General features: G+C 63.3%; 11 protein-coding genes. 4 read left to right on the forward strand and 7 right to left on the reverse strand.

From position 1 onward, the window contains the following. Window positions 1-151: 151 nt before the first annotated feature. Genes I8N66_RS28950 through I8N66_RS28960 form a run of 3 tightly spaced genes read right to left on the reverse strand, consistent with a single transcriptional unit; the run spans window position 152 to window position 4,534 of the window. Window positions 152-1,372 carry an aminomethyltransferase family protein gene (locus I8N66_RS28950; RefSeq protein WP_291161403.1) on the reverse strand — a complete coding sequence of 407 codons (1,221 nt, stop codon included), beginning with the start codon at window positions 1,370-1,372 and terminating at the stop codon, window positions 152-154. Further along, window positions 1,372-2,925, reverse strand: coding sequence for an NAD(P)/FAD-dependent oxidoreductase (locus I8N66_RS28955; protein WP_291161380.1), 1,554 nt, complete (start codon window positions 2,923-2,925; stop codon window positions 1,372-1,374). Before I8N66_RS28955 ends, I8N66_RS28950 begins: the two co-directional genes overlap by 1 nt. Then, on the reverse strand, window positions 2,912-4,534 hold the full coding sequence (locus I8N66_RS28960) for an NAD(P)/FAD-dependent oxidoreductase (protein WP_291161383.1): 1,623 nt from the start codon (window positions 4,532-4,534) through the stop codon (window positions 2,912-2,914). The genes I8N66_RS28955 and I8N66_RS28960 overlap by 14 nt, the downstream gene beginning before the upstream one ends. A gap of 145 nt (window positions 4,535-4,679) precedes the next feature. Between I8N66_RS28960 and I8N66_RS28965 the strand changes: the two genes are divergently transcribed. From I8N66_RS28965 to I8N66_RS28975, 3 genes are read left to right on the forward strand one after another with little or no spacing between them, the layout of a single operon-like run. After that, on the forward strand, window positions 4,680-5,489 hold the full coding sequence (locus I8N66_RS28965) for a class I SAM-dependent methyltransferase (RefSeq protein WP_291161386.1): 810 nt from the start codon (window positions 4,680-4,682) through the stop codon (window positions 5,487-5,489). A 40-nt stretch (window positions 5,490-5,529) separates the two neighbouring features. Beyond that, window positions 5,530-6,189: a TetR/AcrR family transcriptional regulator gene (locus I8N66_RS28970; protein WP_223730342.1), complete on the forward strand. Its 660-nt coding sequence runs from the start codon at window positions 5,530-5,532 to the stop codon at window positions 6,187-6,189. A gap of 40 nt (window positions 6,190-6,229) precedes the next feature. Beyond that, window positions 6,230-7,312, forward strand: a complete 1,083-nt coding sequence (locus I8N66_RS28975; protein ID WP_113539150.1) for an extracellular solute-binding protein — start codon at window positions 6,230-6,232, stop codon at window positions 7,310-7,312. Window positions 7,313-7,356: 44 nt separating this feature from the next. Here I8N66_RS28975 and I8N66_RS28980 read toward each other — a convergent pair whose 3' ends face one another. The 3 genes from I8N66_RS28980 to I8N66_RS28990 are packed head-to-tail and all read right to left on the reverse strand — an operon-like array spanning window position 7,357 to window position 10,182. Beyond that, entirely contained in the window at window positions 7,357-8,430 is a 1,074-nt protein-coding gene (locus I8N66_RS28980; RefSeq protein WP_291161408.1) for an ABC transporter ATP-binding protein, read from the reverse strand. A gap of 7 nt (window positions 8,431-8,437) precedes the next feature. Continuing rightward, on the reverse strand, window positions 8,438-9,262 hold the full coding sequence (locus I8N66_RS28985; RefSeq protein ID WP_291161389.1) for an ABC transporter permease: 825 nt from the start codon (window positions 9,260-9,262) through the stop codon (window positions 8,438-8,440). After that, a complete protein-coding gene (locus tag I8N66_RS28990; RefSeq protein WP_113539163.1) occupies window positions 9,259-10,182 on the reverse strand; it encodes an ABC transporter permease in 924 nt (307 codons plus the stop codon). The genes I8N66_RS28985 and I8N66_RS28990 overlap by 4 nt, the downstream gene beginning before the upstream one ends. A 244-nt stretch (window positions 10,183-10,426) precedes the next feature. Here I8N66_RS28990 and I8N66_RS28995 point away from each other — a divergent pair, with 244 nt between their 5' ends. Next, entirely contained in the window at window positions 10,427-11,839 is a 1,413-nt protein-coding gene (locus tag I8N66_RS28995) for an aminotransferase (RefSeq protein ID WP_291161394.1), read from the forward strand. 92 nt (window positions 11,840-11,931) lie between these two features. On the opposite strand, the gene I8N66_RS29000 is transcribed toward I8N66_RS28995, so the two are convergent. After that, window positions 11,932-13,128, reverse strand: coding sequence for an aromatic ring-hydroxylating dioxygenase subunit alpha (locus I8N66_RS29000; protein WP_291161397.1), 1,197 nt, complete (start codon window positions 13,126-13,128; stop codon window positions 11,932-11,934). Window positions 13,129-13,407: the final 279 nt, after the last annotated feature.

Below are 13,407 nucleotides of genomic sequence, written 5' to 3' on the forward strand. Positions count from 1 at the left end.
GCGGTAGACTTCGAGTGTTTCAGCATCCAACAAGCCGCGCTGGTAGAAGAACATTGCTGCCGCGTATCGGGCGCGGCCGGACCACTCGATGCCGGGCGCCATCTTGATCATCTCCCAGTGCCGTCTCGTCTCGTCGTCCATGCGCGCGGTCTCAGAAACGGCCGGGCGGATTGGCCGAGCGGCGGTCGAGTTTGACAAAGGGCCGGGAGACGACACGCGCCCGTTTCATCAGCTTCTGGTACTGCAGTTCGCGCAGCGCATAAATCTCCACCCAGAGATCGTCGGTGATCCGGCTGCCGTAGGGGCGCGTCAGGCTGGCAATCGCGATGTTGCGCTTGGCGAGCGGCGACCAGATCGCCGCCGTGACGAGGCCCACTTCCTTCTTGCCGCGGTGATAGACGATCGCGCCCTCGGCCGGGATGTTGCCCTCGATTTCGAGCCCGACGAGAACGTGCTTCAGGGCCCGTTTCTCGCGAGCCCGGAAGATGGCGTCGCGCCCGTTGAAGTAGGGCTTCTCGGCATCGACCAGCCAGTCGAGGCCGATTTCGTCCGGCAAACGCTCGCGGTCAGCGCGAAGCGCGGCTTCGGCGGTGATGAAGTCGGTATTGGCGACGATGAAGCCGGCTTCGATGCGGGCGCGGTTGAGCGCATCGTAGCCGATCGCCTTCAGGCCGAAACCGCTGCCGGCCGCCCACAGCCGGTCCCAAAGACTCAGCGCCTGGTTGGCGTCGATGAAGAGTTCGTAGCCGAGATCGCCGGTGAAACCGGTACGCGAGACGGTCACCTTGCCGTCGAGATGGGGAAACTCGGCGAGTTGGAACGGCTTGAGGTTTTCCACGCCGGCAAAGCCGGCCGCTTCCTGAACGGCAAAGGAGGTGGGGCCCTGCAGCGCCAAGGCGGCAATCTCGCTGGTCTCTTCATCAATCTCGACGGAAAAACCTGCCGCGCTGTCGAGAAGCCAGGGCAGATGCCGCTCTTGGCAGCAGAGGCGGAAATCATCTGCGGCGAGCCGGAAGAGCGTTCCGTCGTCGAGGACATGGCCATGGTCGTCGCACCAGGCCGTGTAGTGCACGCGGCCTATGCCAAGCTTGGCGACGTTGCGCAGCGTCAGCCGGTTCAGATATCGCTCGGCATCCGTGCCGCGAACGCGGTACTTCACCATGGGCGAGATGTCGAACAGGGCCGCCGTCGAGCGGATCGCGAAGTATTCGAGTTCCGTGTCGAAGATCGAATGCGGCGCCTTGTAGCCCGCCCAGCTGTACCAATCATTGGTCTCGCTGAGTGCGGCAAGGCGTTGATGAAACGGCGTTTCGAGACGGGGCGTCAGGATATGGCCCTGCTGGGCGCGGCGCGAGGCTGTGAGATGCATCATCATGCACGTTTCTCCGATAGGACCTGCCGGGCGGCGAGCAGGCCGGGCAGGCCGGAAATGCCGCCGCCTGGATGCGAGCCGGCGCTGGCGAGATAAAGACCCCGAAGCGGCGTCGCGTAGCCGGACGCTGCGTTGACCGGGCGGTTGACAAGCAACTGATCGGCCTGCAGCTCGCCATGATGCCAATGTCCCCCAGGCAGGTTGTAGCGCGCCTCCATATCCAAGGGGGTCATGAGGCTCGTGGCCACGATGCTCACGCCAAGACCGGGGGCATAGCTTTCGAGCGTCTCAAGCACGATCTTCTGGAATGCCGGCTTGCCCTTCTCCCAACCGTCGGCAAGCGCGTAGGGCGCGAATTCGACGAGCGCCGAAAGCGTACAACCGCCAGCCGGCGCCAGCGAGGGATCGCCGAGGCTCGGCAAAGTGATCTCCATCACCGGGTCGCTGGAAAACGCACCGTATTTCGCCGGGTTGAATGCCTCTTCGACATGGTCGATCGAACGGGCGATCACGAGCCGTCCGCGGAGATCAGCCGCCGCGACGCCGGGAAAGTTCGGAGGGCGGTCGAGCGCCAGGTCGAGCTTGGCGACATTGCCCTTCGAGCGGATGTTGCCGATGGCGCGGCGGAAACCGGTGCCAATCTCGGCGGCGTCGGTGAGGGCGAGGAACGTGGCCTTCGGGTGGATCGCTGAGACGATGGCTCCGGCTTCGAGCGTCTCGCCGGTGGAGAGGACGACACCGCTGGCACAGCCGCGATCGGCGATGATGCGGGAGACCTGCACGCCCGTCCTGATCGCGACGCCGGCGCGGGTTGCAGCGTTCTCGAAGGCCGCCGCCGCCGATCGGCCGCCGGCGCCGGCGACGACCTGCGCGCCGGTCACGCCGTGCATTTCTCCGGTGAGGCGGTAGTAAAGGCCGAGCAGCGACGTCGGCGAACGGGGTCCCAGATGGATGCCGAGCGTGGCGTCGAAGGCGAGCAGCGCCTTCAGCCGGTCGTCGGTCAGGTATTCGTCGGCGATGTCCGCCACATTCATCAGCAACATGCGCAGGAAGTCGCGGCTTTCCTCTCGTCCCTTGCGCAGAAGGCCGAGACCGGCCCCGGCGAGCGTTGCGAAATCCGCCAGCGCCATCTCGCCGATCTCCGGCGGCCTGCGTTTCAGGAACCGTTTCAGGATGGCAGCCTGGAAGATCAGCTTGCCGCGCAGATCCTGGAAGCGTCGGGCTTCGTCTTCGGAAACGCCGTCGATGGCTTCTCCGTAGCCGCCCCGCAGTACGGCATGACGCCCGGTCGGCGAAAGCACCACCGTCGGTGCCGCCGCTTCGCTGCCGCTTTCGAGCGAGAGAGCTGACGCGACTTCCGGATGGAGCCGGTTGACGATGTGGGCAAGACCGGGGCTCGAATAGCCCGGGTGGAAGGTGTAGCTGCGCGCGGCGCCCCCGAGCGTGTCGCTGGCTTCAACGAGCACGACCTTGCGGCCGGAGCGGGCGAGGAGGGTGGCGGCGGTCAGGCCGTTGTGGCCACCGCCGATGACGATGGCATCAAATGACGTCATGGGCCGGGCTCATCTTGTCGGAGGGCGTGTGGCGAAGATCGCGCAGGATCTCGGCAGCGGCGTTGCGGCCGGGGGCGCCCATGACGCCACCGCCCGGATGGGTCGAGGAGCCGCAGATGTAGAGGCCGCGCACGGGGCTGCGATACTGCGCATAGCCCGGGACCGGGCGGTTGAAGAGCAACTGGTCGAAAGTGAGTTCGCCCTGGAAGATATTGCCTTCGGTGAGGCCTACCTCCTGCTCGATCTCGCGCGGCGTGCGCACCTCCATGTGCAGGATGCGCTCGCGAAAACCCGGTGAATAGTCGCTGATCTGCTTCACTACCGTTTCGGCGAAGGCGTCCCGATCGGCATCGGTCCAGTCCTTGCCCTCCACCTTCGGCGGACAGTACTGCACGAAGCAGGAGACGAAATGCTTGCCCGGCGGCGCCATGGTCGGGTCGAGCGTGGTCGGGATCATCATGTCGACGAAGGGATCGGCCGACCAGCGCCCGGCCTTCCAGTCGTCATAGGCCCGCTCCATGCGCTCCACGCTGTCGGTGAAGTGCAGGTCGCCGCGAATGCAGGAGGAACCTGCGGGCAGGGCCGGAAATTCCGGCAGGCTGTCGAGTGCGATGTTGAGCTTGCCGGAGGAGCCGCGCATCTTGAAGTGCCTGACCCGATGGACGAAGCGCTCCGGCAGATCGTCCTCGTCGACGAGCTTGAGGAAGGTGCGTTTGACGTCGGCATTGGAGACGACGAGATTGCCGAGCACCTCTTCGCCATCGGCAAGCACTGCACCATGGGCGCGGCCGTTGCGGGTCAGCACCTTGGCGACATCGGCGCCGGTGCGGATTGTGCCACCGGATGCCTGGAACGACGAGGCGAGCGCCTTGGTGACGGCGCCCATGCCGCCGCGGGCATAACCCCAGGCGCCGACCGAGCCGTCGACCTCGCCCATATAGTGGTGCAGCAGCACATAGGCCGTCCCCGGCGACATCGGCCCGAGCGCAGTGCCGATGATACCGGAAAGCGCGAGGTAGGCCTTGATCACGTCGGTCTCGAAATACTCGTCGAGGAAATCCGCAATCGACATGGTCCAGAAGCGCAAGGTTGCCGCCATTTCGGCCGGTGAAAATTCGCCGAACTTCTTTGCGAGGTAGATGAGTTCGGAGATATCGCGCGGCTTGAAGCTGAACGGGTCCGGTGCCGTGCGCATGAGCAGCGGCTGGATGAAGCGGCACTGGCGGGTCACGTCGCGGGCGTAGCGGTCATAGGCTTCCGCATCGCGCTTCGAGTAGCGGGCAAACTCGCGGCGATGGGAATCGTGGTCGCGGTAGGAGGCGAGATAGTCGCCGTCACGGGTCAAGACCGCGCCGCCCTCGTAGGAGATGACCTGAAGCCCGTGTTTTGGCAGCTCCAGATCGCGCATGATTTCCGGGCGGAAGAGCGAACAGACGTAGGAACAGTTGGAGTAGAGGAAGCCGGGGGTGAGTTCGCGGCTGGTGGCCGCCCCTCCCACCCAGTCGTTCTTTTCGAGGACGACGACATTCAGCCCGGCGCGCTGCAGATAGCAGGCGGCGACCAGGCCATTATGCCCTCCTCCGATCATCACCACGTCATATTTTTTCATGTGGCTCCCCTTGTCGTTGATCAAAAAATGACACGGAAAGCAGAATGTTGTCCATCAATATTGAATGAGCGTTCAGCAAATATGTTGCAATCCTCTGATAATGCGGTAGGATTTTTAGCAAGGCTTGATATGGCCAGGAGGTCAGATGTCGTCGATTGATCAGGAAACGGGACAGGCCGTCGAATACGACGATACGGCCATCCGCTTTCTTGAGGTGCTGTGGGGCGAGGGGTACCTTTCGCCCGGTGGTCCCGACGAGGTTGACCGCGTGCTCGACGGGGTCGAGATCGACGGCAAACGTGTCCTTGATCTCGGCTGCGGTGCTGGCGGGGTGACGCTGCATATCGCCCGAACCTATCGTCCGGCGGCGATCACGGGCTTCGACGTCGAGGCGCCGGTTATCGCGCATGCGCGCGACGCGGCAGCGCGCCAGGGCCTTGCGGGGGTGAGCTTCGTTCAGGCGCCGGCTGGTACGCTGCCCTTCTTCGATGGCAGCTTCGATGTCGTCTTTTCGAAAGACGCACTGGTCCATGTTGCGGACAAACTGGCCGTGTTTCGCGAAATCTACCGCGTGCTTTCGCCCGGCGGCGTGTTCGCCGGCTCCGATTGGCTGATCTCCCACGACGGCGAGCCGTCGCAGGATATGAAGGCGTATCTCGCGGCCGAGGGGCTGAGTTTCGGCATGGCTTCGGCGGCGACGTATCTCACGGCGATGGCAGAGGCGGGCTTTGTCGAGACGCGCGCGGAAAGCCGCAACCAATGGTATCGCGAGGTCGCGCGCCAGGAGCTTTCGCGACTGCAGGGAACATTGCATTCGGCCGCCGTTGCGGCCGTCGGCGAGGCCTACGTGGCCAAGAATATCCGGACCTGGACGGCCATGCAGAAGGTGCTTGACAGTGGGGAGCATTGTCCCACTCATCTGCGTGGCATCAAGCCGATGCGGCGGGACGCATGACATGCATCTGCGCCTGAAGAAGAACGATACGGCGGTACGGATGAAACTCACCCCTGAAGTGCAGGAAGCCGCGGAAGGCGAAAAGCGTGGCCGCAAGGCCTCGAAGGAAACCCGGCGGCAACAGCTGATCGAGGCGACGATCGATTCGCTGGCGAAGCGCGGCTATTCGGAAACGACGCTTGCCGACGTCGCCGATGGCGCCGGCCTTTCGCGCGGCATCGTCAACTTCCATTTCGAGAGCAAGGAAAAGCTGCTGATCGCCACGCTGCAATACATGGCCGACGAATATGCGGCCAATTGGGGTGCAGCGCTGGAGAAGGCCGGTGACAAGGCGGCGGCCCAGCTCTGGGCGCTTGTCGCCTGTGATTTCGATCGCAAGATCTGCACCAAGCGCAAGCTTGCGGCCTGGTGCGCCTTCTGGGGTGAGGCGAAATCGCGGCCGACCTATCAGGCGCTCTGCGGCGCGCGCGACGTCAAATACCAGGAGATCTTCCTGGCCCTTTGCCAGAGGCTGAAGGACGAGGGCGGCTACGCCTATGAGCCCGAGGGCATGACGCTGGCGCTCTGCGCCTGCATGGAAGGGCTGTGGCTGCGGCTGATGATGGGCGACGGTCTGACGCGCGAAAAGGCGCATGCGGCGGCCGTCGAATATCTGCTCGTCGCCTTCCCCAGGCATTTCACCCGGGAAGGGCCGAAATAGGGAACGATAACGCCGGAACGGCCGGATAGAGGAGGTTGGCATGACATTGGTGAACGCGTGCAGGCAAATCTTGGGAGGCGCCTTCATCGCCTCGCTTGTCTCGACCACCGCCCTGCCGGCGCACGCCGCCGGAAACCTCACGATCTTCGACTGGTCCGGCTACGAGGATCCGGCCTTCCACCCGTCCTACACTGCCAAGCACGGAAGCGAGCCGGACTTCAGTTTCTTCGGCGACGAGGAGGAGGCTTTCCAGAAGCTGCGCTCCGGCTTCAAGGCCGACCTTGCCCATCCCTGTTCGCAGAGCGTGGCGAAGTGGCGCGAGGCCGGACTGATCGAGCCGCTCGACACCTCGAAACTCACCTACTGGAACGACATCGATCCGGGCATCGCCGCGATGAAGGGGCTGATGACGACGCCGGACGGAAAGGCCTGGCTGCTGCCCTTCGAATGGGGCAACACCGTGCTCACCTATCGCACCGATACGGTCAAGGAGGACGAGATCAAGTCGCTCCGGGCTTTTGCCGATCCGAAGTTCAAGGACCGGGTCTCGATCGGCGACAATGTCGATGACGCCTATGCGCTGGCGAGCCTCGCCATCGGCGTCAAGGACTGGACGACGATGACCGACGAGCAGTTCAAGCAGGCTTCCGATTTCCTGCGCGAAGTGCACAAGAACGTCCGCCTCTACTGGACCGACAACACCGACTTGAGCCAGGCGATCGCCAGCGGAGAGGTCGATCTTGCCTGGGCTTGGAACGAGACGGCAACGACCCTGCAGGCAGACGGCGTTCCGGCGGCGATCAAGAAGGATACGACCGAGGGGCTTTCGACTTGGGTCTGTGGCTATGTCCGCCTTAAAGGGGCCGAAGCGCCGCTTGACGAACAATATGACTACCTGAATTCGATCTCCGATCCCGCGATCACGGCCTATATGGTCGAGTCTTGGGGGTATGGCCATGCGAACGCTCGCGGCATGGCGCAGGTCGATCCGAAGATCCTGGCCGACAAGGGCTATGCCGACGTCTCCAAATTCCTGGCCAACACGCTGTTCCAGTCGCCGATGCCGGTCGAACTGCGCCAGCGCATGATCGCTGAGTTCGAGAAGATCAAGTCGGGCTACTGAGAAGGGAAATCGGCGGGGCGCGACTGCGTCCCGCCGAAACTTTGTCAGTCGGCAACGGCGACCAGCGCATCCGGATCGTAGGCCAGCCGTATCGTGTCGCCAACGGGAATGTCGTCCGCGCCGAAATTGTTGGTCTCCGATACCGAAAGCGGCTGCTCGAGGCCGGGGATATCGACGATCAGGTGGGTGATCTCGCCGAAATAGTGTCGGTCGACGACCTTGCCGGCAACCTCGAAATCGGAACGCGCATCATCCCACAGCAAACGCAGGCGTTCCGGTCGAATGCCGATCGTCGCCGTGCCGTTCCGGGCAGCAAAGCCGAGCGGTTTGTCGACGGTGACGCCACCGAAGCGCGGGGTCTCGACGGAAATGCGTGTCGCTGTCTCGTTGGTGACGCGGGCTTTCATGAAGTTCATGCCACCGAGGAAGTCCGCGACCTGGCGCGTGTTGGGGCGCTGGTAGATCTCTTTCGGCGTCGCCACCTGCGCGATCCGGCCACCGAACATCACGGCGATGCGGTCCGAAAGCGCCAGCGCCTCATACTGATCGTGGGTGACGAGGATGAAGGTGATGCCGACCGCGCGCTGCAGCGTGCGCAGTTCCACCTGCATTTCCTCGCGCAGCTTCTTGTCGAGCGCGGAGAGTGGCTCGTCGAGGAGCAGCACCTTCGGTCGCATCACCAGCGCGCGCGCCAGCGCCACCCGTTGGCGCTGGCCGCCGGAGAGCTCGTGCGCCCGGCGCTTGCCGAGATGGCCGAGCCGCACCTGGTCAAGTGCGGCGCCGACACGGCGGCGTTCCTCGGCCACATCGAGCTTCAGGCGCTTCAGGCCATAGGCGACATTCTCCTCGACATCGAGATGTGGAAAGATCGCGTAGTTCTGGAAGACCATGTTGGTCGGGCGGCGGTTCGGCGGAACGCCGATCACCGGTTGCCCGTCGATGCGGATGTCGCCTTCGGTCGGCGTGTCGAAGCCGGCGATCGAGCGCAGAAGCGTGGTCTTGCCGCAGCCCGAAGGGCCGAGCAGCGAGAAGAATTCACCGGCGGCGATGTCCAGCGAGACGTCGTCGAGCGCCTTGTAGATGCCGTAGAACTTGCTGACGCCTTCGATTGCGATCATCGGTGTTTCAGCCATGCTGCGCTCCCTGTGCCCTGAGCCTGTATTCGGCGCGGCGGCGTATGATTTCCGAAAGGGTGAGAAGCAGGATCGAGATGAGCAGCATCAGGCTGCCGAGCGCGAGCACGCCCGGCAGCTTTGCGGCAAAGCGGAGCTGGCCCCAGATGTAGACCGGCAGCGTCGGCTCGGTTCCCGAGAGGAAGAAGGCGAGGATGAACTCGTCGAGCGACACCGTGAAGGAGACGAGCAGGCTGGAGACGATCGCCGGCGCAACGACGGGCAATGTCACCCGCCGGAAGGTGCCGATCGCCGTTTCGCCGAGATCGAGCGAAGCCTCTTCCAGCGACCGGTCGAAACCGTCGAAACCTGAGATCAGCACCGACATCGCATAGGGCAGGCAGAAGACCACCTGGCCGAGGATGACGGTGATGAGCGAGAGCTCGATGCCGAGCTGCAGCAGGATCATCAACAGCGAAACGGCGACGATGATCTCGGGCAGGAACAGGGGCGCCATGATCAGGCCCGTCGCAGGCCCTTTGCCGCGGAAGCGGTAGCGCGTCAGTGCGCGGGCGGCGCAGATGCCGAGAATGGTGCTGACGAGCGCCACCGAGACGCCGACGATCAGGCTGTTGCGTGCCGCTTCCAGCATCGCCGAATTGCCCCAGAGCGTGACGTACCACTTGGTGGTGAAGCCGGCGAGCGGGAAGGTCGTGGTGGAGGCGTTGTTGAACGAGAAGATCGGCAGCAGCAGGATCGGGAAATAAAGGAAGAGCAGGTAGAGGCCGACATAGGCCGGCAGCCAACGGGACTTCGGGATACCGTGACGACCGCTCATTTCGCCAGCCTCATTGTGAGTTTCAGCGCGAGAACGACGAGTCCCGCCATCGCCGAGACGACCACCATGGTCGTCACTGAAAGGGCGGCGCCGAGCGGCCAGTTGGCGCCCTTGCCGAACTGTGCCTGGATCGCGGTCGCGATCATCACCCCATCCTTGCCGCCGACGAGCTTCGGCGTCACGTAGTCGCCGACGGTCGGGATCATCACGATCAGGAAGGCGGAGATGACGCCCGGCAGGGAAAGCGGCAGGGTGACACGCAGGAAGCTCATCACCTTGTTGTCACCGAGATCGTGCGCAGCCTCGATCAGCGAGCGGTCGACCTTTTCCAGCGACACGTAGATCGGCAGGATCGCAAAAGCCGCCCAGCTGTGGACGAGCGTAATGACGACGGCATTGGAATTGTAGAGCAGCGTCGTCAGCGGCTTGTCGATAAGGCCGATCGATAGAAGCCCCGTATTCATCACGCCGCCATAGCCGAGGATGACCTTCCACGACATCACGCGCAGAAGATAGCTCGTCCAGCAGGGCACGGTGATCAGGAACAGCCAGAGGTTCTTGTGCACGCCGCCATGGAAGGAAATGAACCAGGCGATCGGATAGGAGACCGTGACGGTGACGACGCTGACGACCAGCGAGATGACCAGCGAGCGCACCAGGAGGTCCTGGTAGATCGGTTCGCCAAGGGCGGTGCGGTAATTTTCGAGGGTAAAGGTACGGTCGATCGTCAGATAGTCCTGGGTCCAGAAACTGTAGGCGATGACGATCAGGACGGGCAGGAAGAGCAGGGCAAGCGCGTAAAGCAGTGTCGGTGAGATGAGAGCGAGGCCGCTGGCCTCTTCGCTGGCAATCCAGCGTGTGCGGCTTTTCGGTGGTTCTGCGGGCCGATGCTCCACCCCCGCGCCCGACAGGACTGCCATCAGCATGTCCTCGCGCGATGTGCTGAGCGTGGACACTGGAAATGCAGCGATCGCTTCATTCTATCCATCCCGTGGCGGTATCCGCCTTTTGTGTTCCCTCAATTAGCAAAACGCAAATCGGGATTGAACGCAAGCGGAATTTCTGCAATATTGATTGAACAGCCATTCAATAAAAGTAGTCATTATCGATTGTTATCAACTTGTTGAGTGGCAAAATACACCGGATTTAATGGGAGATTCCGTGATGGCCGCGAAGCTCGATCCAGCAGTTGTGCACAACCGCGAGGCGGATGAAACCGCCGCGCTCGCCGCGCGGCATCTCGTCCAGCCTTGGCCTGTCGCCGGCAGCATCGGTGCGGAATCACGCGGAGCAATCGAAAGCGGCGACGGAATCTATGTGACGGACGGCGAGGGGCGCCGACTGATCGATGGGCCTGCCGGCATGTGGTGCGTCAACGTCGGTCATCGCCGGGCCGAGCTGGCTCAGGTGCTGCATGATCAGGCGCTGGCGCTCTCCTACAACTCGCCATGGTACACGACGAGCGCGCCCTCGGTTGAGCTCGCCGAACGACTGGCAGCACATGCGCCCGTAGACCTCGGCCACGTGTTCTACACGACGGGCGGATCCTCGGCGGTTGAGACGGCCCTGCGCTTCATGCAGTTCATGAACAATGTGCGCGGCCGGCCGGAGAAGAAGCTGATCGTCTCGCGTCAGGGCGGCTATCACGGCTCCACCTATCTCTCGGCCTCGCTCAATGGCCGGCCGCGCGATCACGACTGGATGGACAGCGCTTCGGACCAGGTGATCAAGCTCACCTGTCCGAACCCCTTCCGCCGCCCGACGGGTCAGTCGAAAGCCCAATTCTGCGATTTCCTCGTTGCGGAGTTCCGGGCGGTGATCGAAGCGCGCGGCGCGGAAAAAATCGGCGCCTTCATCGCCGAGCCGGTCATGGCGTCCGGCGGCGTCATCGTGCCGCCGGCGGGCTACCTTCCGCGCATGCGGGCGCTTTGCGCCGAAAACGACATTCTCTTCATCGCCGATGAGGTGGTGACGGCCTTTGGCCGCCTCGGTGAGGTCTTTGCCTCGAAAACAGTCTTCTCGATCGAGCCCGACATGATCACCTTCGCCAAGGGGGTGACGTCAGGCTATTTCCCGCTCGGCGGGGTGATGATCTCGTCGAAGCTTCTGGAAACGCTGCGCCAGTCCAATCATTCGGACGCGATGTTTGCCCATGGCCTCACCTATTCCAGCCACCCGATCGGCTGTGCGGTGGCGCTCAAGAACCTCGATATCCTGGAAGGCGGGCTGCTCGACCATGCGCGGGCGATCTCCGGTCATTTCCAAGCGGCACTGAAACGGCTCGAAGCGCTGCCGCTCGTTGGCGAGGTGCGCGGGCTGGGGCTGATGGCCTGCGTCGAATGCGTCGCCGACCGGGTGAGCAACAATCCGCTGACGCTCGATCTGGAGGTCGGCAAACGCATCGACCGGCACTGTCAGGAACTCGGCCTGCTGGTGCGACCGCTGATCAACATGTGCGTGATGTCGCCGCCGCTGACGATCACGATGGGCCAGATCGACGACATGGCCGATATCCTCGACACCAGCATTCGCCGGACGATGGACGAGTTGGTGTGCGAGGGGCTCTGGAAGGGCTGATGGTGGCTTGAAATGCCTCGGCCCCGCCAGCATTCCCCGGCGAGGCCGATTTCAGGGGCCGGACGATCTCCGGCCCTTCTTTTTCTCTTCGTTCAGCGTGCCGCCATCGCCTCGTTGACGGCGGCCATCTCTTCCTCGCGCGGCGCCTGACCGAGCGTCATGACGGGCAGAACGGCCCGAAGATGATCGTGGTGGGTGCGCACGCCGTATTCGAGGTCGGAGAGATAGAAGCCGCCGAACGCCTTGGACGTCATCGATTCATTCGACCAGATCGTCAGCTGTACGTCTTCGGCCTGGGTGTCTCGATCGATGCGGAAGGCGAGGTAGCGGGCGAGCCGCTGCCGGCGCGTCTCATCGGGATAGCGATAGATGCCACCGCGTAGCAGCGTCTTGCCCGTTGCGAGCGGGAATTCCTGATAGAATTGCACGCTCTCCGGCGTCACGGCGATGACCGCGTTCGGAAACAGGCCGAAATAGATCCAGGCCTTACGCAGCCGCTCGGGCAGATGCGTCGCTTCCGGCGCGACGCTGACATACTGCTTCACGCTCCAGCGCCGGCCGGCATGCGGATTGTAGGTCGCGAAGGAACGGCAAAGCCCGTTGACGAAGGGCTCGTCGTAGTAGGTCGAGCCGTAGAGATCCTGCAGCGCCGGATGGGCCATGGCGACATGGTAGCCCTCATTGTCGACGTCGCGCACGGACTTCCAGTTGACCGGGCTTTCCTGCGTCCAGATGCCCTGGGTGGGCACCATGTCCTCCGTCCCATAGTGCCCGAGTTCCTCGGTGAAGGGGCGCATGACCTCGGCGACCGATGGCTGCGGGCCGGGGCGGAAGCGGACGAAGACGAAGCCCATCCAGACCTCGAGTTCCAATGGGATCAGCCCGAATGCCTGCTTGTCGAGCGGCGGAAATGAGCGTGGGCGCGCTGCGCCGCGCAGCGTTCCGTCGAGATTGTAGACCCAGCCGTGGAACGGACAGACCAGCGCGTTGCGGCAGGTGCCCTTGTCGTCGGCGACGACGCGGGAGCCCCGGTGGCGGCAGATGTTATGAAATCCGCGGAGCGTGCCGTCCTGGTCGCGCAGGATCAGCGCCCGCTCGCCGACGACGTCCATGGCGACGTAATTGCCCGGCTCCGGCACGTCGGACACATGGCAGGCGATCTGCCAATGCTGCCTGAAGACATGCTCCTTCTCCAGCTCGAGCAGGGCGTTGCTGTGGTAGCACCATCCGGGCAGCCCACGGCGATCCCAGTCATTCGGAACGGAAATGTCGCGGACCAACTTGTTCATCACGGTCTCCATATTTGCTGAACGTTCATTCAATATATCCGGATTTTGCGATGAAGGGAAGCCGGGGCGCTGGCGCGACGGGCGGCGGTCCGGCTTGAAGAGGAGCGGCATCGCAGTCGATGTCGTTAGGCGAAGCCCAACCCTTGTTGGTGGGGTGTGGTGTCACTATAGAAGTGGGCGGTCGATCAGGTTCGCCGCGGTGGCAGAGGTTTTTGATGGATTCGCATATTCGTCCCGTTCCGCTCGAAAAGGCCTATCGGTTGATCAACCATGGCCCGA

It is taken from the genome of Ensifer sp. SSB1, assembly GCF_016652895.1.
GTDB lineage: Bacteria > Pseudomonadota > Alphaproteobacteria > Rhizobiales > Rhizobiaceae > Ensifer.